This is a genomic window from Kribbella sp. NBC_01505 (assembly GCF_045040285.1).
Classification (GTDB): domain Bacteria; phylum Actinomycetota; class Actinomycetes; order Propionibacteriales; family Kribbellaceae; genus Kribbella.
In genome coordinates this window covers 3,566,444-3,591,369 of sequence record NZ_CP109425.1, presented here as the reverse complement: position 1 = coordinate 3,591,369, position 24,926 = coordinate 3,566,444, and the positions used below count along the sequence as shown (strand labels likewise).

Genomic DNA, 24,926 nt, shown 5'->3' with positions numbered 1-24,926 from the left:
ATCAGCCCCCGATCGCGAGGTTGAAGTCGGTTTCGTAGAGCTTCGCCTTGGCCGTGTCCAGCGGCATGAACGACGAGGTCTTCGAGAGCATGTCCTGGTCGGGGAAGACCAGCGGGTTGTCGACCAGGTCGGGGTCGATCTTCTCCATCGCCTGCCGGGCGCCTTCGACCGGACAGATGTAGTTCACCCAGGCGGCCAGCGTGGCCGCGACCTCCGGGTCGTAGTAGTAGTTCATCAAGGCTTCGGCGTTCGCCTTGTGGGTCGCCTTGTTCGGCACCAGCATGTTGTCCGACCAGAGGTTGAGGCCCTCTTCCGGTACGACGAACTTGATGTCGGGGTTGTCCGCCTGGAGCGCGAGCACGTCCCCCGACCACGCCATACAGGCCGAGATGTTGCCGTCGTTCAGGTCCTGGACGTAGTCGTTGCCGGTGAACTTCCGGATCTGGCCGGAGCCGACGCTGTCCTCCAGCATCTGCAACGCCTTGCTCCACTCGGCGTCGTTGAACTTACTGGGATCGGCGCCGACCAGGCGGAGCATGAACGCCATCGTGTCCGGCATCTCCGACAGCAGGGTGATCTTGCCCTTGAACTCCGGCTTGCTCAGCAGGTCCGCGTAGCTGCGGACCTCCTTGGTGACCTTCGCGTTGTAGGCGATCCCGGTCAGCCCGCTCTGCCACGGCACGCTGTAGTCGCGGTGGGGGTCCCAGGTCGGCGACTTGAGCTGCTTGAGCAGGTGCTGGTCGACGTTCGGTACGGCGGCGTGGTCGAGCTTCTGCAGCCAGCCGAGATTCACCATCCGGCCGGCCATCCAGTCCGTCAGCACGAAGATGTCCCGGCCGGTGGTCTGGCACGAGCCGAGCTGGTCACGAACCTTGGCGTAGAACTCGGAGTTGTCGTTGACGTCGGCGGTGTAGGTGACCTGGATCCCGCTCTGCTTCTGGAAGGCGTCCAGCGTCGGCAGCACGGTCTTGCCGTTGACCTTCTCGTCGGACTCGTCCATGTAGCTCGGCCAGTTCGAGAAGTTCAGCGCCTTCTGGCCCTGTGCATTCTGTACGGCGGACTGATCGGTGCTGATGCACTTGTCCGCACTCTGCCGGGCGGGCGGGATGCCACAGGCGGCCAGGGCGCCTGCCCCCAAGGCGCCCAGGCCCCCTCCTAGTACAAGGCCGCGCAACACCGCCCGGCGGCCGACGACCGGCGTACGACGAGGTCTCACGCGTACCTCCTTGCAGGGGCTGTCGCGGTGGATACTGTCAAACCATCGGGATTGAGACAAGCGATTCCGTAGCAAACTTCGATTTTCACAACGAATTCCGCTTCGGCGGCTTGCTTGTGGTCCGGTTTCGCTGACAGGATCACGGCGTGGCAGTACGAACGGGGCACCCCGAGAAGAACCAAGGTCTGCTCGACGAGACCTCCAAAGCGATCATCGAACAGCTCCAGGTCGACGGACGGCGCTCGTACGCCGCGATCGGGAAGGCTGTCGGGCTGTCCGAGGCCGCCGTCCGGCAGCGCGTCCAGCGGCTGACCGACGCCGGTGTGATGCAGGTGGTCGCGGTCACCGATCCGCTCGAGCTCGGCTTCGACCGGCAGGCGATGATCGGGATCAAGGCCGAGGGCGCCCTGGAGCCGATCGCCGACCAACTGGCCGCGATGGACGAGGTCGAGTACGTCGTGATCACCGCCGGCTCGTTCGATCTGCTGATCGAGGTGTTGTGCGAGAGCGATGAGCATCTGCTGCAGGTCCTGTCGGAGCGCGTCCGGCAGATCGAGGGCGTCAAGAGCACGGAATCGTTCGTGTATCTGAAACTCGTCAAGCAGACGTATTCGTGGGGTGTCCGCTGAATCTCTGGGGCACCACCGAGGTGACCCGGTCTCCGTTGCCTGGGGACCGGGATGCCGACGTGGTGATCGTCGGGGCCGGGTATACCGGTTTGTGGACGGCGTACTACCTGGCGAAGGCTGATCCGTCGCTGCGGATCGTCGTACTGGAGAAGGAGACGGTCGGGTTCGGCGCGTCGGGGCGCAACGGTGGCTGGTGCTCGGCGTTGTTCCCGGCGTCGGCGCAGAAGCTGGCCGGGTTGCCTGGGTCGAGCCGCGAGGCGGCGATCGAGATGCACCGGGCCATGCAGGCTTCGGTCAACGAGGTCGGTCTGGTGAGCGCGGCCGAGGGGATCGACTGCGATTACCACAAGGGCGGCACGATCGTGCTGGCTCGTTCCCAGGCTCAGCTCGCTCGAGCGCGGGCCGAGGTTGCCGAGGCGCACGAATGGGGACCGGGCGATCTGCGGTTCCTCGAAGCCGATGAGGTCGAGGCGCAGGTCCGCGCGACAAAGGTGCTGGGGGCAACGTTTACCCCGCACTGCGCGGTGATCCATCCGGGCAAGCTGGTTCGCGGACTGGCCGCGGTGGTCGAACGCCTGGGGGTGACGATCCACGAGCAGACGCCCGTCAGCGCGATCGAGCGTGGGCGAGCGGTGACCCCGTACGGCGTGGTGCGGGCGGATGTCGTCGTACGGGCGACCGAAGGGTTCACGCCGGCACTGCGGGGCGAGGGGCGGGCTGTCGCGCCGGTCTACTCACTGGTGGTCGCGACTGAACCGCTCGACGACGCGACCTGGGATCGGATCGGCCTGGCGGATCAACCGTCGTTCAGTGATCACCGGCATCTGATCATCTACGGGCAGCGGACTGCCGATGGCCGGCTGGTGTTCGGGGGCCGCGGTGCGCCGTACCACTTCCGGTCGCGGGTGCGGCCGGCGTACGACGAGGAGCCGCGGGTGTTCGCCAAGCTGCAGGCGACATTGCGGGACCTGTTCGGCCTGAAGGACGTGCAGTTCACGCACGCGTGGGGCGGTGCGTTGGGCGTGCCGCGCGACTGGTGTGCGTCGGTCGGGCTGGACGGCGGCCTCGGGTGGGCGGGCGGCTACGTCGGCGACGGCGTCAGTACGACGAACCTGGCCGGGCGCACCCTCACCGACCTGATCCTCCGCCGCGAGACCGCGCTGACCCGCCTACCGTGGGTCGGCCATCACTCCCGCAACTGGGAACCCGAACCCTTCCGCTGGCTAGGCATCAACGCCGGTCTGCGCGCCATGACGTTGGCCGACACCGAAGAACGCCTCACCGGCCGCAACAGCCAGATCGCCCGCCTGATGGCCCCCCTACTAGGCCACTAACTGATCCCCGCCTTGTCGTCGAGCCGCTGAAGCAGCTCATGCGCGGCCAGCTCGATCTTCTTGTGCCGCCATTCCGAGGCCCGGTAGACGCACGCGATCAAGCCAGAGCGATGGATGCGGCGGAGGTCGCCGTACACGAAGGCGTAGCGCGCCTTGGTCTCGTCGTTCGCGCCCTCGGTGAGGCCGAGGTGCCAGGCGGAGTAGTCCGCCCAGGAATGCTTCCCCAGGAAGGCGTTCTGCGCATCCGCATGCGGCTGCACCGCGCCCCAGTCGCTGTCGAGCACGTACTGCCGGGCGTCGATCAGCTTTCGAGCGTGCTCAACCGCAGCGTCGTTGACCTCGTACTTGGCCATACCTCTGCCTGTTCCCCGACCGGGTGAAGCGTATTCAGCGGGAGGCCGGCCAGGTGCAGGGTGGGATGTATCCAGTCGTTGAGGATGGGGTCCTCGGTGGCTAGGTGGTCGGCCAGCTCGGTGCGGCTCAGTTCGAAGACGTGGGCCGGGTTGCCGGTCAGGTCGACGACGGTTTGCATGAGGTTGGCGGCCTGCTCGTTCCAGAGCGGATCGTTGGCGTCGAGGTCGTCGGGGCGGATCAGCAGCAGCTCCACGTCGGACTCGAGGTCACCGTCGGCGCGGGCGAGAGCGCCGTACGCGGAGGCGTGCACCGCGGGGAGGCGCCAGGTGGTGAGTTCGTCGGCGAGGCGCTGGACGAGGGCGGTCCGAAGGTCGGCGAGGAACTCGACAACCGGCGCCACGAGGTGTTTGCGGTTCAGGCAGTAGAGCAGCGAGTTGCCGGCGTCATCGACGTGCACCAGCCCGGTCGCCGCCAGCCGCTGGAGGACCAGGCGAACGCCGGCAACACTCCCCTGACCTGCGAGTTTGTGGACCTCACGCCCCGACAACCCCTCGCCGGCCCGGGCCAGCACCTGGAGAACCGGGCCGTCCAGCGAGGGGATCACGGTGCTGATCGGCAGCTTCAGGTCCATGACGGGACCCTAGTAACCAATCAGCTCCGCAGAGTAATCAACCTGATGCATCAGCCTTTGACGGCGCCGGTGAGGCCGTTGACGATGTAGCGCTGGAAGAGCAGAGCAAGCAGGACAGGAGGCAGAGCAGCCAGTACGCCGCCCGCGGCCACCAGCCCGAAGTCCGAGGAGAACTTGCCGGTGAACTCGGCGATCGCGACCGGGATGGTCTTGGAGTTCGTGGTCGAGGTGAAGATCAGCGAGTACAGGAACTCGTCCCAGGCGAGCAGGAAGCCGAACATCGCGGTCGCGACGATGCCCGGCCGGGCCAGCGGAAGGACGATCCGGACCAGCGCACCCATCCGCGAGCAACCGTCGACGCGGGCGGCGTCCTCGAGTTCGGGCGGGAGGCTGAGGTAGAAGTTGCTCATCGTCCACAGGCAGAACGGCGTGACGATCGAGCAGTAGGTGATGATCAGGCCGAGCTGGGTGTCGAGCAGTTGCAGGTTCGCCAGGGCCAGGTAGAGCGGGATCACCAGGGCGATCGGCGGCAGCATGTAGATCGCCAGGAACGCGAACAACGTCGTACGGCGGAAGCGGAAACGCAACCGTGCAAACGCGTACCCACCCAGGCAGCCGACCACCAGCGAGATCACCGTGGTCGCGGAAGCGACCACCAGGCTGTTCAGCATCGAGACGCGGAACGTCCCGGCGATCCCGTCGGCCCCGGACGTGAAGATGTCCTGGTACCGCGCGAACGTCGGATGCGTCGGCCACAGCGAACCGTTGTTCAGTTCGTCGGCCGGGGACAGGCTCGAGATCAGCAGCCAGCTGAACGGCGCCAGTACGACGACCGCCAGCAGACCGCACATCGCGTATTGGAACTTGCGCATCAGACCCCCGCCAACTGGTTCTGCCGAAGGACACGGAGGTAGAACATGGCCAGCGCACCGACCGCGATCACGATCAGGTAGGCGAGCGCAGCGCCGTACCCGAAGAGCTGGTTCGAGAACGCTTGCAGATAGGTGTAGAAGGCAACGGTCTGCGTACCGGACGCGGGACCACCGCCGGTCATCACATAGACGATGTCGAACACCTTGAACGCCTCGATCGTGCGCAGCACCAGGACGATGGCGATACTCGGCTTCAGCAGCGGTACGACGATCTGCCAGAAGGTGCGCCAGGTCGAGGCACCGTCCACCACCGCGGCCTCGCGCAGCTCACCCGGAATCGTCTGCAGCCCGGCGAGCAGGAAGAACGCCACGATCGAGGTGTTCTTCCAGACGTCGGCGACGATCACCATGTTCAGGGCCAGGAACGGCGAGCCCAGCCACTGGATCTCGGTCCCGAGCAGCTGGTTGAGCACGCCGTACTGGCCGTTGTCGATCCAGCGCCACAAGGCGCCATTGACGATCGTCGGCAGCGCCCACGGCAGGACGACGAGACTCCGCCACAACCACTTGAACCGCAGCGGCGCGTTCAGCAGCAGTGCCACGCCCATCCCGAGCACGAGCTCCGCCGCGGTCGAGACGAGCGTGAAGTACGCCGTGTGGCCGAGCACCGGGTAGAACGACGGGTCGCTGAAGACCTTGGTGTAGTTGCTCAACCCGGCGAACGGATAGCTGCCGGGCATCGCGCTGTCGACCTTGTAGAACGACATCAGCAACGTCCGGAGCACCGGGTAGAGCACCACACCGAAGACGACTATTGCCGCAGGCAACAACAGGAACAGCGCGAACCGTCCCTCGCCGCGGACCCGCACCGGCTTCACGACTGCAGCAAGCTGTTCGCCTTGTCCGCCGCGTCGTCGAGCGCCTTCTGCGCGGGCTTGCGGCCGAGCAGAGCCTGCTGCAGCTCGGCCTGGACGGCCTGCGACATCGCGTTGTAGTTCTTCGCCTGCGGTCGCAGGATCAGGTCGTCCAGCTGCTTCTTGGCCTGCGGCACGACGGCCGGGTTCGTCTTGACCACCGCGGGATCGTCGTACGAGTCCTTCCACACCGGCAGCGAGTCGAGCGCGTACTTGTTCTGCTCGGGCTGGCTGGTCAGGTGCGAGATGTACTTGAACGCGGCCGCCTGGTTCTTGCTGCCCGCCGTCACGCACAACGCCATCCCGCCGTTGACGCCCGGCCGGCCCGCGCTGCCCTTCGGCGTCTGCACGACCTTGACCTTGCCCGCGATCTTGCTCTGCTTGGCGGCGTTGGCGGCGCCGTACATATAGGTCCAGTTGAGCACCATGCTCGCCTGGCCGGCCTGGAACACGCGCTGCACGTCGGCCTCCAGCGACTGCGTCGAGGCCGGGTTGCTCAGTCCGTCGACGATCGTCTTCCGCATGAACTCCAACGCCTGGACCCCTCCACCGGCGTTGAACGCGGCCTTGCCCGAGTCGTCGAGGAACTTGCCACCCATCGCGCCGAGCAGCTGCGCGTAGTCGCAGACCAGCGCTTCGGCCTGCTGCCAGGACCAGATGAACGGGTACTTCACGACCCCGGCCGCCTTCAGCTTCTGCGCACCCTGCAGGACGCCGTCCCAGGTGTCGAGGCCGTGCGGGTTCACCCCGGCCGCCGCTAGATGGGCGTCGTTGTAGAAGAAGTACTTGGTGTCCATGATCCACGGGACGCCGTACAGCTTCTGGTCGTACTCGGCGGTGGCGATCGCACCGGCGAGCATGTCGGTCTTCCAGGCCCCCGCCCACTGGCTGCTGACATCGGTGATCATCTTCTTGCTGCCGAACTCGGCCGGCCAGATCACGTCGATCAGCACCACGTCGTACGTCCCGGCCGGGCCGGCGGCGACGATCTTGTCGTGCAGCGCCTCGTAGGCGACGAACTCCGGGGTCACCTTGATGCCCGGGTTCGCGGTTGTGAACGCGGCCGTCATCTTGGTGACGTCGTCCTCGGTGTAGGCCGCCTGTTTCATGAACAGCGCGCGGATCTCGCCGCTGCTGCCGCTGCCCTGGTCCCCGCTGGTCGCGCCCTTGCCCCCGCTGCACGCGGCCAGCAAGGCCGCCAGTCCGGCCCCACCGGCCGTCTTCAACACGGTCCGCCTGTCGATCGCCACCATCGCCCCACTCCAGGTCTTCATTTGGCAGGTCTTCTATTTGTTAGGCAACTTTCCTAACATACGGGCAGTATTATCAGGGCCGACGAGGGAGTCAAGAAGTCCGGAGAAGGTGATCATGAACCGTGTTGTCAGCGGGACGCCGAGCGCGACCGTGGTTCTGGCGCGCCTGCTCCGGCAGGCGGGTCCGCAGACGCGCTCCGAGCTGGCCGCCGCCTGCGCGCTGTCGCGCCCTACGGTCTTCGCCGCGGTCGAGCGGCTGGAGGCGCTTGGGCTGGTCGAGTCGCTCGGTCAGCGCAGTGGGTTGCCCGGACGGACAGCCACTCTGTACGGCGTCCCGTCGAGCGCGGGGTGTGTCGCGGCGATCGATATCGGGGGAAACAATCTCCGGGTGGCGGTTTGCGATGTGAGCGGTACGCCGCTGGTCGAGGTGAAGCGGCCGACCCAGGCGCAGGGCGCGGAGAGCGTCGTACGGCAGGCGGTGAAGCTGCTCGCGGAAGCACGAGCTGAGGCTGGGCGGGCCGACGTACCGCTGCTGGCTGCTGGGGTGTCGACGCCGGGTGCGGTGAACCTGACCAACGATCCGATGGTCAGGTACGCGTGGAACCTTGGGCAGGAGACGCCGTACGACCTCTATTCGCAGCTGACCGCGGGGATCGACGGGCCGGTGCTGCTGGAGAACAATGTGAACCTGGCCGCGATCGGCGAGCACCGGCATGGCGCCGGGAGTTCCTTGTCGACCTTCGCCGTGATCGCGATCGGGGCCGGCGTCGGCGCGGGCATCATGCACAACGGCTCGCTGCTACGCGGTGCTCATGGCGCGGCCGGTGAGGTCGGCTTCCTCCCGACAACGCATGCACGACGCGGTACGCCGACCGAACCGGATGAGGCAGGTGGTCTCGCCCTGCTGCGCGAGGCCCGCGCGCTGGATCCGGCGCTCCGCGATGTCCAAGACCTCTTCGACCGAGCCCGCGCGGGCGACGACTACGCCCTGTCCCTGGTCGAGGACGAGTGCCGCCGCATCCACGAGATCGTCGCCGCCCTGAGCGCGATCGTCGACCCCGAAACCGTCATCCTCACCGGCGGCATCGGCGACAACGAACTCCTCGCCGCCCGAGTCGCCGAACTGGCCGCCACCCTCCCCCTCCCGGTCGCCGTCACCCGCTCCACCCTCGGCGACCGAGCCTCCCTCGTAGGCGCCATAGCCACCGCCACCGACCACGCCCAGTCCCACCTCCTCTCCCTCACCACCACCTGACAGGTAGACCGCCTCGCGGGCGCACCCACGAGGGCGGTTCAGTGAGCGCCGGAGGCGGGCGAAGCCCCCTTTGTGGAATCAAATAGGCGCCCAGCGACCACGAGGTTCCACAAAGGCGAGCGGACCCGAGCTGCGCTGGCGATTCCGGGGTCAGCGAGGTGGTCCGGCCGCCGCGAGGTGGGCGATTCGCTCTGCGGATGCCGGTTTGCGGGGGTCTACTGTCACCCAGTGCCTGTTGCGACTCGGCGGCCGCGTTTCCCCAACCGGTTCGGGGAGGATGCCGCTCGGCGTCGCGCCGATTTGGGGAGGATTTGGGACGGATTCGGGGGGTGAATCCTCCCCAGATCGCATTGCGGGAGGGTCAGAGGCTCCCCAAACCGGTTTGGGGAGCGAGATCGCGGCGGGTGATCGGCCGCGGTGGCTGAGGACTTCGGCTGGCCAGGAACCCCGCCTTCCCGAAGGTGCTCGTCCCGTCCGGCCGCTCGGATTCGGCCGGCTGGGTAGGCGGTGGCCGGTCGCCGCTGCGGCCGGTATTACCTGAAGCGGTGTGGCTGGGGCCGTCTGTGGTTGAGGGGGGATGGTGCGGTCGGTGACCGCGGTTCCCGTTGCTTGTGGCTGACGGGTTGTGGTTGCTCCCGACGGCGAGGAGGCCTGTCGGGTGACCCGCCGCCGCGGTTGACCACTGCGGTTCGGGGTGTCTGCCTGGCGTGGGGAATTTGGCTGGATATCCGTTCAAGTTGACCCTTCTCTGCTCAAAATTTGAGGGGAGAAGGGTCAACTTGCGGGGAGATCCCCTCGTTTTCCGGGACCGCAACCGAAGCCCGGAAGCTCAAACGACCGGGCACGCGGTCACCGGCCTCGCCATCCCCCTCAACCACCGGCAACGCCCGCCTAGCACTTCAGCAAATCGGCCGCCGCGGCGACCAGCCATCGCATACGTGCCCGGCCTGTCCGGTGCGGCGCGATTCGGGGGCACACCGACCACCTTTGCGGGGATCTACTGCCCAGCGGCAGCAGATCCCGTGAACCAGGCAAACCCACGGTCGCCGCGGATAACGTCCGAAGACACGCTGACGACGTACTGCGATCGTTCGGACGTTGGCCGGGCGAACTCGTAGTTGGCCCCAGCCGTGGTTGAGCGCGTGCCGGTTCTTGGGGGTGTGGACATCGCGGGGTGGGCTTGAACAAGTAATGACCTGTGGTGGCCCACCGTTTCCTGTCCAAGCCCCCGGTTGTCGGCTCGGGAGTTGGGCGCGCTGCGGCCGTCGTCAGCGGTGGGTGGTGAAGAAGGTGTGGAGGTCGCCTACGAGGAGGTGGGGGGCTTGGTGGGCGGCGTAGTGGCCGGCTTCGTTGTGGCTGGTCCAGGTGGTGATGTTGGCGTGGTCCCGGGTGGCGTAGGCGCGGATCGGGGGGAGGTCGTCGCGGAAGGCGGAGATGGCCAGGGGGATGGTGGTGGGGCCGGGCGGTGGGGGCTGGCGGGCGTACTCGGCGTAGAGCTGCATCGCCGAGGTTGCGGTGCGGGTCAGCCAGTACGCCGTGACGTGGGTCAGCAGGGTGTCCGGGTCGAGGTCGTTCATGGCTTGGCGGTTCCAGGTGAGCAGGCCGACCGGGGAGTCGTTCAGCGCGGCGCCGAGGATCTCGGGGCGCTGGGCGTGCACGTGGGCGTAGGAACCGAAGGAGCGTTGGAGGTTGCGCAGACTGTCCAGGGCGGCTTGGTCGTCGGGGGACAGCGCGCTGCGGTCGGGTTCGACGGATGGAGGGTAGGAGAGCCACTCGCCTTCTGGGAAGCAGAAGAGCTGGGTGACGTGTACGCCGGTGACCGCGTCCGGGGCGACTCGGCCTAGCTCCGGGGAGATGTGCGAACCCCAGTCGTTGCCGGCGGCGCCGTACCGGTCGTAGCCCAACCGCTCCATCAGCAGAGCCCAGGCTCGGGCGATCCGGCGTGGGCCCCAGCCGTCATCGGGTGTCGGCCCGGACCACGTGTAGCCGGGGAGGGACGGGATGACGAGGTCGTAGCCGAGCTCGGTCAGTGGCCCGATCAGGTCGAGGTATTCGACGACCGAACCCGGCCAGCCGTGCGTGAGGACCAGCGGAAAGGCGTTCGGCTTCGGTGAGCGCACGTGCAGGAAGTGCACCCGCGTCCCGTCGATCGTGGTCGTGTACTGCGGATAGTGGTTCAGCCGTCGTTCCCAGGCGCGCCAGTCATACGAGTCCCGCCAGTACGTGACGAGCTCGTCGCCATCGACCAGCCGGCGCCGGAGGTCAGCGAGCTCGGCTTCCGGCACATCGATCACGTACGGCGTCAGCTCTGCGCCGCCAACCATGTCAGCCCCTCCTCCGCGTGCTCGACGATCGTGAAGTGGCTCGCGCCTTCCTGGATCTGCAGGGTCGCGGTGGGGCAGTTCGCCGCGAGCCAGCGGCCGTGTGACGGCGGGATGATGTGGTCCTCGGTGCCGTGCAGGAGCAGGATCGGCGCGGTGATCGTCCGCGGGTCGCAACCCCAGGAGTGCGTGTACGACGCGTCGTCGTCGATCTGCCCGTACGGTCCGGCATCGAGCCCCGGGCCGGCGACCTTGCCCAGCCAGCCCCATGGTCCACCGAACATCTGCTCATCCGTTGCCGTGAAGCCCGCGTCGTACTCGAACCCCGACGCCTCCAGCGCGGCCCGCACCTCGGCACCCGCGACGGCACTGGCGAGCGCCGCGATGCTGGACGGAACCATCCCGGTGAACCAGTCCAGCCCTTCGACCCCGTACGGCGCGATCGCGGCCAGCGTCACGACCGCGCGCACCCGGTCGCCCAGTACGGCGGCGGTCCCGAGCGCGAAGGTCCCTCCGCCGGAGTACCCGACCACGGCGAACCGGTCGAGTCCGAGCGCGTCCGCGACGGCTTCGGTGTCACGGGCGACCGAGGCGACGGTCCGGCCCCGGTCCACCGTGGAACCGCCGTACCCGGGGCGATCGAAGGAGATCCACCGCAGGCCGAGGCGTTCGGCGGCGGCGAACAGGGGTTCGGGCGGGGCGCCGATGTTCGGGGTGCCGTGGTTCCAGATGATCGGCAGGCCGGTCGATCCGGTGTCGTAGACGTGGAGGGTCCGGCCGTCGGGGAGTTGTACCTGCTGTTCAGTCATCACGCCAAGGATGTCGGAACCGACCGAACCACCTCGACATTTAGAAGCTGGTCGCGCGCGCCCGAGGTGTTTGGGTCATCCGGAGCTCGGTCGTGAAGGCGTAGCGGTCGCCTCGATAGAGGGCCGAGGTGTACTCGAAGACGCGATCGCGACTGTCGAAGCTGATGCCGTGCGTGGCCAGGCACGGCTGCGTGACCGGAATGTCCAACCAGGCGGCAGTCTTGGCGTCGGGCATGACCGGCTCGAGCCGCGACGTACCGCTGACGACGTCGATGCCGTACCGATTGGTCAGCAGGTCGTAGAGCGACCCGTTGAGGTCTTCCGCTTCAAGACCCGGGACGTACGCCGCCGGCAAAGTGGTCCGCTCGACCACCATCGGGAAGTCGTCGGCAAGCCGGAGCCGGGTGAACGCGATGATCGGGTCACCGACCGGAATCCGCAGCCGCCGCGCCGCGGCCCGCTCAGCCTTCTGATGCCGGAACTCCAGCATCGTGGTCCCCGGCCGCATCCCACGCCGGCGGATGTCCTCCGAGAACCCGATCATCCCCAGCCACCGCGCCACCTTCGGCCGCGTCGTATACGTGCCGCTGCCATGCCGGCGTACCAGGAGCTCCTCGATCACCAGCTCGTCCACAGCCCGGCGCAAAGTCATCCGTGCCACGTTCCACCGCACAGCCAGCTCCCGCTCAGGCGGCAGCGCGGCGCCCTCCGGCAGCGTGTCGATCAAACTCAGCAACAACGCCCGGATCTCGGCGGCCTTTCCCGGCAACGAACCATGCATGCATCCTGGGTAACACCCCAGCATGCCCCACCGAAACCTTTTCCACCGCCGTCGAAGACATCCTCAATAGACCACCGAAGTCGTCGGACCCTCCGGCCGGGCCAGCAACTGGAGGTGCCTGACGATCTCCGAGGTGTGGTGATGCAACTCCTCGTCCGGGTTGTCCCAGGTGATGTAGATCAACTGAGGTCCGGCACCCTCAACCGTTCCGGTGCCGTAGTCGAAGTGCGCGATCCGGTCGCCCCTCCGCAGCTCCCACCAGCGCAGTACGGCGGGTGTCATGGCGGGCCTGCCTTTCGTGGTGGACGGAGCCGACGCCGGTCTCAGGGGAACTCACAGCGTCGGCCCCGTCGATCGGGGGATGACCTCATCTCAGCCGGTGCAGCCGCCGCCGGGCAGATGCACAGCCCGTGCACTCCGCAGCGACCTGTGCACAAGGTGTGCACTTGGCGATGACCCGCCACCGCGAGTGGCTGTCCGGTCTGAAATCCACCGATTACTGTGGGTAGACCGGTTCGAGGCGTTCTGAAGAGGCTGGATGAATTCGCCCAACGAGTTGTTCGCCGAGTTGCTGGCGGAGGCGCAATGCTCACGCAGCGCTTTGGCGCGCGAAATTCGGGAGCTTGCGGCGGCTCGGGGGCTTGAAGAGGTCCGGTGTGACCATGTCGACGTCGGCCGCTGGTTGCGTGGAATGGTCCCCCGCGGCGCCAAGCCGGTGCTCATCGCCGAGGCGCTCGGTCGGCGCCTCGGGCGCGCTTTGTCGTTGGCTGATCTGGGATTCACGGCTGGGCAGCCGTTGACACTGGGCCTGACATTCGCGGAGTCCCGCGACGCTACGATCCGCACCGCTCGCACGCTTTGGACCGAGGACCTGCGGCGCGCGGACTTCCTTCGCATGGCAGTCACAGCGGGTGCCCTGACCACACCGATGGCCCGGTGGCTGGTTTCTCCACCAACTGATCCGCCATTTCGCAAGCAGGGGACCCGTCGGGTCGGGTCGGACGACGTTGCGGCCGTGCGTGCGACCGTGCGGATGTTCGAGCAGCTCGATCATCAGTTCGGCGGCGGGCATGCCCGAACCGCCGCGGTTCAGTACCTCACTGACGCGGTGACACCATTGCTGCATGGGACCTACAGCGACGTGATCGGCCGCGATCTGTTCGCTGTGGCGGCGCAGTTCACCTACAAAACAGGCGCGATGGCGTACGACGTCGGCCTGCACGGCCTGGCTCGTCGCTACTTCGTCCAGGCCTTGAACCTTGCACACACCGCCGGCGACCGACCTCTTGGCGGGAAAGTCCTCGCGTTGATGAGCCACCAGGCCAACTACCTCGGTGAGTATCGGGAGGCTGTCGATCTGGCACGGGCGGCGACTCTGGGAGCAGGAACGGCGGCGACGCCGAAGACTCGTTCGATGTACGCCGCCATGGAGGCACGCGGCCTGGCCAGCATGGGGGACAAGCGAGCCTGCCTACGGATGATGCGCGAGGCCGAGGTCGACTTCGCGAAGAGTGCCGATGACGAGCCGGACTGGATCGCCTACTTCGATCAGGCTGAGCTCCACGACGAGCTGGCGCATTGCTTCACGGCCCTTCGTTCACCTCGCGAGGCCGAACGCCACGCGCACGCGGCACTCTGGCAAGTCAGCGATCCCCACCTGCGCAGTCGTACGTTCTGCCGGATCACTCTGGCCACCGCCTACCTCGATGCGGGCGACGTACCCCAGGCTTGCGCGGCAGCCGGAGAAGCGCTGGCGGCTGCGGGCCGGATCAAATCCGCTCGGGTGCGGCGGTATGTGCGAACGTTCGACCGTGGGCTGGAAGGCGTCGGACAGCATCGGTCGATCGTGGAGTTCCGTGAGCGCGCACGGAACATCTTGGGCGCCGCATCCTGAGCTCTCAGACGCCCGGGGTCCATGCTCTTGGGGCGTCGGGGTTCCGGAGGGAGGCGATGCGCCGACCGGCTTCAGCAGCGAGTCTCGGCTCGCGGGCCAGTCGGCTGACGAGCCACGCGGTCATCCGGAACTCGCGGACGGTGGCGAAGACGGCGAACCCTTCCCAGCTCCGCACGTCCCATCCGTACGCTTCGACGAAAGCGTCGTACTCGGGGTCGGAGTACCAGCCGAGTCGCTGGTAGACGGCCGGTACGACGAGGTCCCATTCGCGGGGTCCCAGGCTGAATCGCTCGAGATCCAGCAGTACGGTGATGCCGTCTCGGCCGCGGATCGCGTTCTTCCGGTTGGCGTCGCCATGGATGACGCGGTCGGGAAGTCTTGCCGCCGCAGCCGCATATGCCGGCCGCAGCTCGTCCAACTGGTCTACCAGGAACTGCCGGTCGACCATCTCGAGAGCCCCGGCCGCCGCCGCCAGATGTTCGTCCACTCTGACGAACGGATCGAGGGCCGGGATCGCGAAGTCCGACGGCACCGGCACCGCGTGAAGACCTCGGAGCAGGCCGCCGAGCTCCGCCGTACTCGCCATCTCGGCCTCGGGCACCTCGTGCCACAGCGTGACTACGAGTCCGTCCACCGACCACGGCAGGTCGGCTACCTCAAGCGGCCGTACCGCCGATACTCCCTGGGTCGCCAGCCAGTTACCCGTGCGGACCTCTCGCGCGGCACGCTCGTACGACGGTGCACCCGAGATCCGGGCCACCACTCCGGCCGGCAGTCGGAAGACTGCGTTGTCCACGATCGGCCCGAGCAGCTCAAGGTCCGCGTCCCCGCCGCCGAGCCGCCCCAGGACGGCCTTCACTGCTGCGAGGGCGGCCTCGCGGCTCAGCGTGGTCATCCCTGAAGTCTCTCATTTCTGAAAACAAGCACGCTTGATTCTTTTTGGGGATCGTGTCAGTGTCGGTGGCACGATCTCCATCCCTTGGGAGTGCGGCGTGCAAGTAGACGAGGTTCTGGCGGATCTGTGGGCCGAGAGTGCGGAGCTGGATCGGCTGGTTGGTGGGTTGGCGGCTGACGAGTGGTCTCGGGCAACGCCGGCGGACGGGTGGACGATCGCTCATCAGATCGGGCATCTGGCCTGGACGGATGAGGCGGCTCGGTTGGCGGCGGTGGACCCGGCGGGGTTTCAGGAGCTGGTGCAGCGGGGCGTGAAGAATCCGACTGGGTACGTCGATGAAGCGGCTGCTGAGGGGGCTGCGTTGCCGGCGGATCAGCTAGTGGTCTATTGGCGGGAGACGCGGGAGGAGCTGGCCGCGGCACTGAAGGCGGTGCCGGCTGGGGAGAAGATTCCGTGGTTCGGGCCGCCGATGAGTGCGACCTCGATGGCGACCGCGCGGTTGATGGAGACGTGGGCGCACGGGCAGGACGTTGCGGATGCGCTGGGGGTACGGCGGCCGCCCAGCAACCGGCTGCGGCACGTGGCGCATCTGGCGGTGCGGACGCGCGGGTTCGCGTACCTGCTGCATGGGCGGACGGCTCCGGAGGTTGAGATTCGGGTCGAGCTGACTGGTCCGGATGGGGATGTTTGGGCCTGGGGGCCGGAGGACGCGGCGCAGCGGGTGAGTGGACCGGCGCTGGACTTCTGCCTGCTGGCGACGCAGCGGCGGCATCGGGACGATCTGGCCGTGGTCGCGGAAGGTGCGGACGCGGATGAGTGGTTGGGGATCGCGCAGGCGTTCGCGGGGATGCCGGGCAAGGGTCGGCAGCCGGGGCAGTTCGCATGACCGCGCCGATTCGGATCGGGAACTCGTCGGGGTTCTACGGCGACCGGTTCAGCGCGGTGCAGGAGATGCTGACCGGTGGGCCGCTGGATGTGCTGACCGGTGACTACCTGGCCGAGTTGACGATGCTGATCCTCGGGCGGGACCGGCTGAAGGATCCGTCGCTCGGGTACGCGCGAACCTTCCTGAAGCAGCTCGAAGGCAGTCTCGGCGAGGCGCTCGATCGCGGCGTGAAGATCGTCAGCAACGCCGGTGGATTGAACCCGGCCGGCCTCGCGCAGGCGATCCAAGAGCTCGCGGACCGACTCGGCCTGCATCCGAAGATCGCGTACGTCGAGGGCGACGACCTGCTCGCTCGGGCCGACGAGCTCGAGCTGGGCACACCGTTGACCGCGAACGCTTACCTTGGCGCCTGGGGAATCGCCGAGGCCCTGCAGGCCGGAGCCGATGTAGTGGTGACCGGTCGCGTCACCGATGCGTCGGTGATCGTCGGACCAGCCGCGGCGCATCACGGATGGAAGCGGACCCAGTACGACGAACTCGCGGGCGCGGTCGCGGCCGGGCATGTGATCGAGTGCGGTTGCCAGGCGACCGGCGGCAACTACGCGTTCTTCAGCGAGATCCACGATCTGGGCCGACCAGGCTTCCCGATCGCGGAGATCCACGCGGACGGCAGCAGCGTGATCACCAAGCACGACAAGACCGGTGGCGCGGTCACCATCGACACGATCAAGGCCCAGCTGCTCTACGAGATCACCGGCGCCCGGTACGCCGGTCCGGACGTGACCACGCGTCTCGACACGGTTGAGCTGTCGGAGGACAGGCCGGACCGGATCCGGATCAGCGGAGTACGTGGGGAAGCGCCGCCGCCGACGTACAAGGTGTCTTTGAACAGCGTGGGCGGGTTCCGCAACGAGGTGACCTTCGTGCTCACCGGGTTGCAGCTCGAGGAGAAGGCCGAGCTGGTCAAGGCTCAGCTGGAGCGTGGATTCGCGAAGCGGCCGACCGAGGTGCAGTGGACGCTGGCCTGGACCGAGAAGCCGAACGCGGATTCCGAGGAGGAGGCGAGCGTCTTCCTGCGGTGCGCGGTGAAGGATCCGGATCCGAAGGTGGTCGGCCGCGGGTTCTCCAGTGCGGCGGTCGAGCTGGCGTTGTCGAGCTACCCCGGATTCCACGCGGTCGCGCCGCCGGGCGACGGTTCGCCGTACGGCGTCTTCCGGGCCGGGTACGTCGACATCCACGAGGTCGAGCACGTCGTCGTACTGCCGGATGGGACGCGGTCGATCATCGAGCCCGCGGCGGACACGCAGCCGCTGACCCCGGCTGAGGATGCTGGGCTGCCGATCCCATTGCCGTCGCTGGCGTCAACCGGTCGGCCGCGGACGCGTGAGGTTCCGCTGGGACGAATCGCGGGTGCGCGGTCCGGCGACAAGGGCGGCGACGCGAACGTCGGGGTCTGGGTGCGCGACGAGAAGGCCTGGCGCTGGTTGGCGCACACGCTGACCGTCGACCTGTTCCAGGAATTGTTGCCGGAGACAAAGGAATTGAAGGTCACCCGGTATCTGCTGCCGAATCTGTGGGCGCTGAACTTCGTCGTCGAGGGGCTGCTCGGGGAGGGCGTCGCCGCGCAGGCGCGGTTCGATCCGCAGGCCAAGGCGGTCGGCGAATGGCTGCGTTCTCGATATGTCGACATTCCGGAGATGCTGCTGTGAATGCCGAACGGTTGGCACTGAGACAGAGTGTTCGCAGGTTCATGGCGGCTGAGGTTCTGCCGCACCTGGATCAGTGGGAGCGGGACGGCGAGCTGCCGCGCGAGCTGCACAAGAAGGCCGGGGCGCTCGGCCTGCTCGGGGTGGCGTTTCCGGAGTCGGCCGGTGGTGGTGGCGGATCGCTGAGCGACATGCTCGCGGTGGTCGAGGAGATGCATTACGCGGGTGGTTCGGGCGGGCTGATCGCCTCGCTGCTGACCTGCGGGATCGCCGTACCGCATATCGTTGCTGCAGGCAATCAAGAGCAGATCGTCCGCTGGGCGCGACCGACTCTGGAAGGTGAGCTGATCGGTGCGCTGGCGATCACCGAGCCCGATGGTGGTTCGGATGTCGCCTCACTGCGGACGACGGCTCGGCGCGACGGTGATCACTTCGTCGTCAACGGCGCGAAGACCTACATCACCTCGGGCGTCCGCGCGGACTTCGTCACGACTGCCGTGCGTACCGATGGACCTGGCGCGCACGGGATCAGCCTGCTGGTGATCGAGAAGGGTACGCCGGGGTTCGAGGTGTCGCGGAAGCTGGAGAAGCTCGGCTGGCTGGCTTCGGACACGGCCGAGCTCTCGTTCACCGATGTCCGCGTCCCGGTCGAGAACCTGGTCGGGGCGCCGGGCTCGGGATTTGTGCAGCTCGCGACCAACTTCGTCGCGGAGCGGCTGATTCTTGCGGTGCAGGCGTACGCCGGGGCCCAGCGGGCGCTCGATCTCACGGTCGAGTGGTGCCGCAACCGGGAGACGTTCGGCAAACCGTTGATCTCGCGGCAGGTCGTGCAGCACACGCTGACCGAGATGGCGCGACGGATCGATGTCGCCCGGGTGTACGTGCATTCGGTCACCGAACGGGCCGAGCGTGGTGAGGACGTGTTCACCACGGTGTGTTTCGCGAAGAACACCGCGGTCGAGGCCGGGCAGTGGGTGTGCGACCAGGCGGTGCAGTTGCACGGCGGCTTCGGCTTCATGCGCGAGGCCGAGGTGGAACGCCAGTACCGCGACCAGAAGGTGCTCGCCATCGGCGGCGGCACCAACGAGATCATGACCACGCTCGCCGCCAAACGACTGGGGTACACAGCATGAGCACCACAACGTCCGAACATCCGGAGACCACGCCCTCCGATCCTTCGGACGTTAATCGTCAGACGATGCTGGAGAAGCTCAGGGCGCTGGAGGGTGAGCATGCGAAGGCGTTGGCGGGGGGTGGGGAGAAGTACGTCGAGCGCCACCACAAGCGCGGGAAGTTACTGGCGCGGGAGCGGATCGAGCTGCTGATCGACCCCGACTCCGCGTTTCTGGAGTTGTCGCCGTTGGCGGGGTGGGGGTCGGACTTCACGGTCGGCGCGAGCCTGGTGACTGGGATCGGGGTGGTCTGCGGGGTCGAGTGCTTGATCACCGCGAACGATCCGACCGTGAAAGGCGGCGCCAGCAACCCGTGGACGTTGCGGAAGGCGCTCCGGTCGGACGAGATCGCCCGGGCCAACCGGCTGCCGGTGATCAGCCTCGTCGAGTCCGGCGGTGCGGATCTGCCGACCCAGAAGGAGATCTTCATCCCGGGCGGCGCCATGTTCCGGAACCTGACCCGCCTGTCGGCCGAAGGGATTCCGACCATCGCGCTGGTCTTCGGCAACTCGACCGCGGGCGGCGCGTACATCCCCGGCATGAGCGACTACGTGGTGATGGTCGACGGCGGGGCGAAGGTGTTCCTGGCCGGGCCGCCGCTGGTGAAGATGGCCACCGGCGAGGACGCCGACGACGAATCACTCGGTGGTGCGTCGATGCACGCCCGGAAGTCCGGTCTGGCGGACTACTTCGCGGTCGACGAGCAGGACGCGATCCGGCTCGGGCGGCAGATCGTGTCCCGGTTGAACTGGCGCAAACAGGGTCCCGCGGCCGCGCCGTCGTACCAGGAGCCCTTGTACGACGCGGATGAGCTGCTCGACATCGTGCCGGGTGACCTGAAGATCCCGTTCGATCCGCGAGACGTGATTGCTCGCGTCGTGGACGGGTCGGTGTTCGACGAGTTCAAGCCGCTGTACGGATCGTCGCTGGCGACCGGATGGGCGACACTGCACGGGTATCCGGTGGGCGTGCTGGCGAACGCACGGGGGGTGCTGTTCAGCGAGGAGGCGCAGAAGGCGGCGCAGTTCATCCAGCTGGCGAACCGTTCCGATACGCCACTGATCTTCCTGCACAACACGACCGGTTACATGGTCGGCCGCGAATACGAGCAGGGCGGGATCATCAAGCACGGCGCGCAGATGATCAACGCCGTCGCGAACTCCAAGGTGCCGCACGTGTCGATCCTGATGGGCGCGTCGTACGGCGCCGGCCACTACGGGATGTGTGGTCGCGCGTTCGATCCCCGGTTCCTGTTCGCGTGGCCGTCCGCGAAGTCGGCGGTGATGGGCCCACAGCAGCTGGCCGGCGTGCTGTCGATCGTCGCCCGCGCCGCCACGGAGGCGAAGGGGATGCCGTACGACGAGGACGGTGACGCGAAGATGCGCGCGTACGTCGAGGGGCAGATCGAGGCGGAGTCCCTGCCGATGTTCCTCTCCGGCCGCCTGTACGACGACGGCGTGATCGACCCGCGCGACACGCGAACCGTGCTCGGCATCTGTCTGTCCGCGATCCACTCCGCACCGGTGGAGGGAACCTCCTCCTTCGGCGTCTTCAGGCTTTGACGTCCGCTCCGCCAAGGTCGGCGGAGTTTCGACTACACAGCAAGGGAGGTTGCGTGTCGAGGTTCACGGTTCGATGGCGCGCCTGTTGGCATGCCTCCCCGCGCAGGCACGACCCGTCCGGCCGCGATGTTGATTGCCGCATTGGTATCGGCGTGCATGGTCCGTCCGCAACGGTCGCATTCGAAAATCGCTTGGCTCTTGCGATTCTCGGGCGCGCAGTACCCGCACTCGGAGCAGGTTTGGGACGTGAATGCAGCAGAAACTCGTTCGACCCGACCGCCCGATTTTTCCTCCAGCCGGCGGACAAGAGCTCCCCAGCCACTAGTCAGGATTCCTCGATTGAGCTTCGCCTTTCGACTCGTCTGACGCGAAGGGTTCCCAAGCGTGCCGCGTCCAGAGCGAGTCAGGTTCTTGATGCGCAGATCCTCGACCCTGATGATGTCGAATCTGCGGCTGAGATCCGTAGTCAGTTTCTCGATCCAGTCCTTTCGCCGGTTGACCTCTTTGGCCTTGATCCGAGCGAGCGCGTACCGCGTGCGTTGTCGCCGGTTCGACCCGCGGACGGATCTGGCCAGCCGTCTCTGCAGCCTCCGGAATCTACGCAACTCGTCCTGCGTCATGCGCGGGCAGAACAGGTGTTCCCCCGTAGAGAGGGACGCCGAATTCACCACTCCACGGTCGATACCGACCACTTCGCCAGTCCCCGGCCCATCCATCGGCGCCGGGATCACGGCAAAGGCGACGAACCACCGGCCTGCTGCATCTCTCTTGATCCTGTAAGACTTCGCGGCCTTGCATTCACGACTCCACCGGAAGCGGATCCGCCCGGCCTTCGGCACCAGCACCTCGCCGTACCTCTTTGTCAGCCGACGGACATGGCCAGGCCGGAGTGCGACTATGCGGAAGCTCTCATGCCGGTCGCGTTTACGCCAACCTGGACGGCCCGCCCGGCCTGCCCGCCACGCACTGACGCAAACTGCGAAGTCTTTGAGCGCCTGCTGCTGAACCGTGCACGACCCGCGAGCGAGCCACTCGAATTCCTGCCTTGCCTCGGTCAGCTGACGGCAGTGCTCCGCGAAGCCTGGACGGCGTCGGCGACCTCCGGTCATCGTGGCCTGTTCGACGGCAAGGTTCCACACGAAGCGTGCGTGAGCACAATGCTCCAGCAGAACCACTTCCTGCTCGGGCGACGGATACAGACGGAACCTCGACATACCTCTGATCCTGAACGACGCCACCGACAATTTGTGACAGAAGGTGACTGGTCATGAGCCTGCCATCGATCGACTTACTCAATGTGCGGCGGGTCAGCTCAGTGCTGGTGGCCAATCGCGGTGAGATCGCTCGCCGGGTGTTCCGGACGGCTCGGTCCATGGGGCTGTCCACGGTTGCCGTCTACTCGACGGCTGACGCGGAGGCGCCGTACGTCGGGGAGGCGGATGCTGCCGTGCATCTGCCGGGGAACGCGCCCGGAGAGACGTATCTGCGCGGGGAGCTGGTGATCGAGGCGGCGCTGCGGGCGGGAGCGGATGCGGTGCATCCGGGATACGGGTTCCTGTCGGAGAACGCCGGGTTCGCGGCGGCGGTGATCGAGGCCGGACTGACGTGGATCGGGCCGCCGGTGGATGCGATCTCGTCGATGGGGTCGAAGATCGAGTCCAAGAAGCTGATGGCGGCGGCCGGGGTGCCGGTGCTGGCTGAGCTGACTCCTGCTGAGGTCTCCGAGGCTGATCTGCCGGTGCTGGTGAAGGCTTCGGCCGGCGGTGGTGGGCGCGGGATGCGAGTGGTTTCGCGGCTGGCGGATCTGGCGGCGGAGATCGACGCGGCGTCGGCGGAGGCCCTGTCGGCGTTCGGGGACGGGACCGTGTTCTGCGAGCGGTACCTGCCGAGCGGGCGGCATATCGAGGTGCAGATCCTGGCCGATCAGCACGGGACGATCTGGGCGGTCGGCGAGCGGGAGTGCTCGATCCAGCGCCGGCATCAGAAGGTGGTTGAAGAGGCGCCGTCGCCGTTGGTGGAGCGGATTCCGTCGATGCGACCGCTGTTGTTCGACGCCGCGCGGAAGGCTGCGGCGGCGATCAGCTACGTGGGTGCAGGGACGGTTGAGTTCCTCGCCGATGAGGACGGGAACTTCTACTTCCTGGAGATGAACACGCGGCTTCAGGTGGAGCACCCGGTCACCGAGGAGACCACGGGACTGGATCTGGTGGAGCTGCAGCTCGCCATCGCTGACGGCTTGCACCTGCCGGCCGAGCCCCCGCCGACGGTCGGCCACGCGATCGAGGTGCGCCTGTACGCCGAGGATCCGCAGCAGGACTGGCAACCCCAGACCGGTGTGCTGCACAAGTTCCAGCTGGATTCGAGCGTGCGCGTGGATTCGGGGGTCGAGGACGGCTCGGTCGTGTCGCCGTACTACGACGCGATGCTCGCCAAAGTGATTGCCTACGGCCCCGATCGGACCGCTGTCGCCCGAAGGCTGGCGGGAGCGCTGGAGCGGGCGGCGATTCATGGCGTGGGAACCAACCGGGAGTTGCTGACCTGGATTCTTCGGCATCCCGCGTTCCTGGCGGGAGAGACTGACACCGCCTTCTTCGCGACGCATGGGATCGGTGGGTCGACCGGCTCGCCGGAGGTGGCCGCGTTGGCTGCGGCGTTGGCGGATGCGGCGGGCCGCGTGCAGCCGGTGCGGGTGCCGAGCGGCTGGCGGAACCTCGCTTCCCAGCCACAGCGGAAGAGCTACCGGGTCGGCGAGACGGTCTACGACGTCGAGTATCGGCGGACCCGGGACGGGCTGGTTGTCGACGGCAACATTCGGTTGATCGAGAGTACGCCGGACCGCGTGGTGCTCGAGATCGACGGAGTACGCCGGGCGTTCGACGTCGCGACGTACGACGGGCTCGTTTGTGTGGGGCCGGTGTCGTTGATACCGGTGCCGCGGTTCGTGGATCCGTCGCAGCAAGTGGCCGCCGGGTCGTTGGTGGCGCCGATGCCGGGGACGGTGATCCGGGTCGGGGTGCAGGTCGGTGAGGTGGTGAAGCAGGGGCAGCCGCTGCTGTGGCTGGAGGCGATGAAGATGGAGCACACCATCGCCGCGCCGGCTGACGGTGTGGTCGGTGAGCTCAATGTCGAGGCAGGTCAACAGGTCGAGGTCGGCGCCGTACTGGCTGTCGTTGGGGAGAACGCATGAGCATTGTCCGGGGTGGTGGGGTGGGGAAGGACTTCTACTCAGAGTCCGAAGAGCGCCAGGCGCTGCGCAAGGCGGTTGGTGAGCTGGGGAAGAAGTACGGCTACGCCTGGTTCGACAAGCAGGCGCGGAGCGGCGGCGACACCAGCGAGCTCTGGCACGAGGCCGGCAAGCTCGGCTACCTCGGCGTGAACCTGCCTGAGCAGTACGGCGGCGGTGGCGGCGGCATGGGCGACCTGTCGATCGTGCTGGAGGAGCTCGGTGCGGCCGGTTGCCCGTTGCTGATGATGGTCGTGTCGTCGTCGATCGTCGGCACGGTGATCACGCGGTTCGGCACCGAGGAGCAGAAGCAGACCTGGCTGCCCGGGCTGGCCGACGGCTCGACCACGATGGCGTTCGCGATCACCGAACCCGACGCCGGGTCGAACTCGCACAACATCACCACGACTGCCCGCCGTACCGAGGACGGCTGGTCACTGTCCGGGCGGAAGGTCTTCATCTCCGGCCTGGACGTCGCGCAGGCGGTCCTGATCGTCGGCCGGACCGAGGACGCCCGCACGGGCAAGCTGAAGCCGGCGTTGTTCGTCGTACCGATCGATACGCCCGGGATCGAGTTCCAGCAGATCGAGATGGACCTGATCAGCCCGGACAAGCAGTTCACGCTGTTCCTGGACGATGTCCGGCTGCCGCGTGAGGCGCTGGTCGGGTCCGAGGACGCCGCGCTGATGCAGCTGTTCGCGGGGTTGAACCCGGAGCGCATCATGGCGTCGGCGTTCGCGGTCGGGATCGCGCGGCACGCGCTCGGCAAGGCGATCGCATACGTCAAGGAGCGCCAGGTCTGGAAGACGCCGATCGGCGCGCACCAGGCGATCGCGCACCCGCTGGCACAGATCAAGATCGAGCTCGAACTCGCCCGCCTGATGATGCAGAAGGCGGCCGCGTTGTACGACGCCGGCGACGACCTCGGCGCCGGTGAGGCCGCGAACATGGCGAAGTACGCCGCGGGCGAGGTCGCGGTCCGGTCGACGGACCAGGCGGTCCAGTCGCTCGGCGGCAACGGCATGACCAAGGAGTACGGCGTCGCCGCGCTCTCGACGGCGGCCCGGGCGGCCCGGATCGCGCCGGTGAGCCGGGAGATGATCCTGAACTTCGTCGCCCAGCACAGCCTCGGACTGCCACGGTCGTATTGATGTCTGGCTTATTGAGGTCTGGCGCGAATACTCGGTAGTAGGTCAAGGTTCGTGCACTGACTCCGCCG

22 protein-coding genes are annotated in these 24,926 nt (G+C 67.2%); 10 read left to right on the top strand and 12 right to left on the bottom strand.

What is annotated here, in order from left to right; all coding sequences use genetic code 11:
- Position 1: 1 nt before the first annotated feature.
- Entirely contained in the window at positions 2–1,216 is a 1,215-nt protein-coding gene (locus tag OG474_RS16965; protein ID WP_405063263.1) for a spermidine/putrescine ABC transporter substrate-binding protein, read from the bottom strand.
- Positions 1,217–1,362: 146 nt separating this feature from the next.
- On the opposite strand from OG474_RS16965, the gene OG474_RS16960 reads away from it, so the two are divergent.
- Together OG474_RS16960 and OG474_RS16955 are read left to right on the top strand one after the other, a co-directional pair.
- Positions 1,363–1,845, top strand: a complete 483-nt coding sequence (locus OG474_RS16960; protein ID WP_238161510.1) for an Lrp/AsnC family transcriptional regulator — start codon at positions 1,363–1,365, stop codon at positions 1,843–1,845.
- Positions 1,830–3,179 (top strand): NAD(P)/FAD-dependent oxidoreductase, encoded by a 1,350-nt coding sequence (locus OG474_RS16955; RefSeq protein ID WP_405063262.1) that lies wholly within the window; start codon positions 1,830–1,832, stop codon positions 3,177–3,179. Before OG474_RS16960 ends, OG474_RS16955 begins: the two co-directional genes overlap by 16 nt.
- Here the strand turns inward: OG474_RS16955 and OG474_RS16950 are convergent.
- Genes OG474_RS16950 through OG474_RS16930 form a run of 5 tightly spaced genes read right to left on the bottom strand, consistent with a single transcriptional unit; the run spans position 3,176 to position 7,224 of the window.
- Positions 3,176–3,532, bottom strand: coding sequence for a hypothetical protein (locus OG474_RS16950; RefSeq protein ID WP_405063261.1), 357 nt, complete (start codon positions 3,530–3,532; stop codon positions 3,176–3,178). The genes OG474_RS16955 and OG474_RS16950 overlap by 4 nt on opposite strands.
- The gene (locus tag OG474_RS16945; RefSeq protein ID WP_405063260.1) at positions 3,481–4,164 is read right to left on the bottom strand and encodes a hypothetical protein; all 684 of its coding nucleotides are present in this window, start codon (positions 4,162–4,164) and stop codon (positions 3,481–3,483) included. The genes OG474_RS16950 and OG474_RS16945 overlap by 52 nt, the downstream gene beginning before the upstream one ends.
- Before the next feature lie 50 nt (positions 4,165–4,214).
- The gene (locus OG474_RS16940) at positions 4,215–5,036 is read right to left on the bottom strand and encodes a carbohydrate ABC transporter permease (protein ID WP_405063259.1); all 822 of its coding nucleotides are present in this window, start codon (positions 5,034–5,036) and stop codon (positions 4,215–4,217) included.
- Complete coding sequence (locus tag OG474_RS16935; RefSeq protein WP_405063258.1) at positions 5,036–5,914, bottom strand: carbohydrate ABC transporter permease; 879 nt, start codon at positions 5,912–5,914, stop codon at positions 5,036–5,038. Before OG474_RS16935 ends, OG474_RS16940 begins: the two co-directional genes overlap by 1 nt.
- The gene (locus tag OG474_RS16930) at positions 5,911–7,224 is read right to left on the bottom strand and encodes an extracellular solute-binding protein (protein ID WP_405063257.1); all 1,314 of its coding nucleotides are present in this window, start codon (positions 7,222–7,224) and stop codon (positions 5,911–5,913) included. Before OG474_RS16930 ends, OG474_RS16935 begins: the two co-directional genes overlap by 4 nt.
- Before the next feature lie 94 nt (positions 7,225–7,318).
- Between OG474_RS16930 and OG474_RS16925 the strand changes: the two genes are divergently transcribed.
- Complete coding sequence (locus OG474_RS16925) at positions 7,319–8,458, top strand: ROK family protein (RefSeq protein ID WP_405063256.1); 1,140 nt, start codon at positions 7,319–7,321, stop codon at positions 8,456–8,458.
- 1,268 nt (positions 8,459–9,726) lie between these two features.
- Here OG474_RS16925 and OG474_RS16920 read toward each other — a convergent pair.
- The 4 genes from OG474_RS16920 to OG474_RS16905 form a co-directional block, all read right to left on the bottom strand.
- Entirely contained in the window at positions 9,727–10,782 is a 1,056-nt protein-coding gene (locus OG474_RS16920; RefSeq protein WP_405063255.1) for an epoxide hydrolase family protein, read from the bottom strand.
- Complete coding sequence (locus tag OG474_RS16915; protein ID WP_405063254.1) at positions 10,761–11,588, bottom strand: alpha/beta fold hydrolase; 828 nt, start codon at positions 11,586–11,588, stop codon at positions 10,761–10,763. Before OG474_RS16915 ends, OG474_RS16920 begins: the two co-directional genes overlap by 22 nt.
- A 40-nt stretch (positions 11,589–11,628) precedes the next feature.
- On the bottom strand, positions 11,629–12,369 hold the full coding sequence (locus OG474_RS16910; protein ID WP_405063253.1) for a GntR family transcriptional regulator: 741 nt from the start codon (positions 12,367–12,369) through the stop codon (positions 11,629–11,631).
- A gap of 63 nt (positions 12,370–12,432) precedes the next feature.
- The gene (locus tag OG474_RS16905) at positions 12,433–12,651 is read right to left on the bottom strand and encodes a hypothetical protein (RefSeq protein WP_405063252.1); all 219 of its coding nucleotides are present in this window, start codon (positions 12,649–12,651) and stop codon (positions 12,433–12,435) included.
- 256 nt (positions 12,652–12,907) lie between these two features.
- Between OG474_RS16905 and OG474_RS16900 the strand changes: the two genes are divergently transcribed.
- On the top strand, positions 12,908–14,263 hold the full coding sequence (locus tag OG474_RS16900) for a hypothetical protein (RefSeq protein WP_405063251.1): 1,356 nt from the start codon (positions 12,908–12,910) through the stop codon (positions 14,261–14,263).
- 4 nt (positions 14,264–14,267) lie between these two features.
- Here the strand turns inward: OG474_RS16900 and OG474_RS16895 are convergent, their stop codons facing one another.
- On the bottom strand, positions 14,268–15,158 hold the full coding sequence (locus tag OG474_RS16895; protein WP_405063250.1) for a phosphotransferase family protein: 891 nt from the start codon (positions 15,156–15,158) through the stop codon (positions 14,268–14,270).
- 97 nt (positions 15,159–15,255) lie between these two features.
- Here OG474_RS16895 and OG474_RS16890 point away from each other — a divergent pair, with 97 nt between their 5' ends.
- The 4 genes from OG474_RS16890 to OG474_RS16875 are packed head-to-tail and all read left to right on the top strand — an operon-like array spanning position 15,256 to position 20,484.
- The gene (locus OG474_RS16890; protein WP_405063249.1) at positions 15,256–16,044 is read left to right on the top strand and encodes a TIGR03084 family metal-binding protein; all 789 of its coding nucleotides are present in this window, start codon (positions 15,256–15,258) and stop codon (positions 16,042–16,044) included.
- On the top strand, positions 16,041–17,753 hold the full coding sequence (locus OG474_RS16885; protein ID WP_405063248.1) for an acyclic terpene utilization AtuA family protein: 1,713 nt from the start codon (positions 16,041–16,043) through the stop codon (positions 17,751–17,753). Before OG474_RS16890 ends, OG474_RS16885 begins: the two co-directional genes overlap by 4 nt.
- Positions 17,708–18,883 carry an acyl-CoA dehydrogenase family protein gene (locus OG474_RS16880; protein WP_405063247.1) on the top strand — a complete coding sequence of 392 codons (1,176 nt, stop codon included), beginning with the start codon at positions 17,708–17,710 and terminating at the stop codon, positions 18,881–18,883. The genes OG474_RS16885 and OG474_RS16880 overlap by 46 nt, the downstream gene beginning before the upstream one ends.
- A complete protein-coding gene (locus tag OG474_RS16875) occupies positions 18,880–20,484 on the top strand; it encodes an acyl-CoA carboxylase subunit beta (protein ID WP_405063246.1) in 1,605 nt (534 codons plus the stop codon). Before OG474_RS16880 ends, OG474_RS16875 begins: the two co-directional genes overlap by 4 nt.
- A gap of 32 nt (positions 20,485–20,516) precedes the next feature.
- Here OG474_RS16875 and OG474_RS16870 read toward each other — a convergent pair whose 3' ends face one another.
- On the bottom strand, positions 20,517–21,698 hold the full coding sequence (locus tag OG474_RS16870; protein ID WP_405063245.1) for an RNA-guided endonuclease InsQ/TnpB family protein: 1,182 nt from the start codon (positions 21,696–21,698) through the stop codon (positions 20,517–20,519).
- A 53-nt stretch (positions 21,699–21,751) separates the two neighbouring features.
- Between OG474_RS16870 and OG474_RS16865 the strand changes: the two genes are divergently transcribed.
- Positions 21,752–23,671 carry an acetyl/propionyl/methylcrotonyl-CoA carboxylase subunit alpha gene (locus OG474_RS16865; RefSeq protein WP_405063244.1) on the top strand — a complete coding sequence of 640 codons (1,920 nt, stop codon included), beginning with the start codon at positions 21,752–21,754 and terminating at the stop codon, positions 23,669–23,671.
- A complete protein-coding gene (locus tag OG474_RS16860) occupies positions 23,668–24,858 on the top strand; it encodes an acyl-CoA dehydrogenase family protein (protein ID WP_405063243.1) in 1,191 nt (396 codons plus the stop codon). Before OG474_RS16865 ends, OG474_RS16860 begins: the two co-directional genes overlap by 4 nt.
- Positions 24,859–24,926 lie beyond the last annotated feature (68 nt).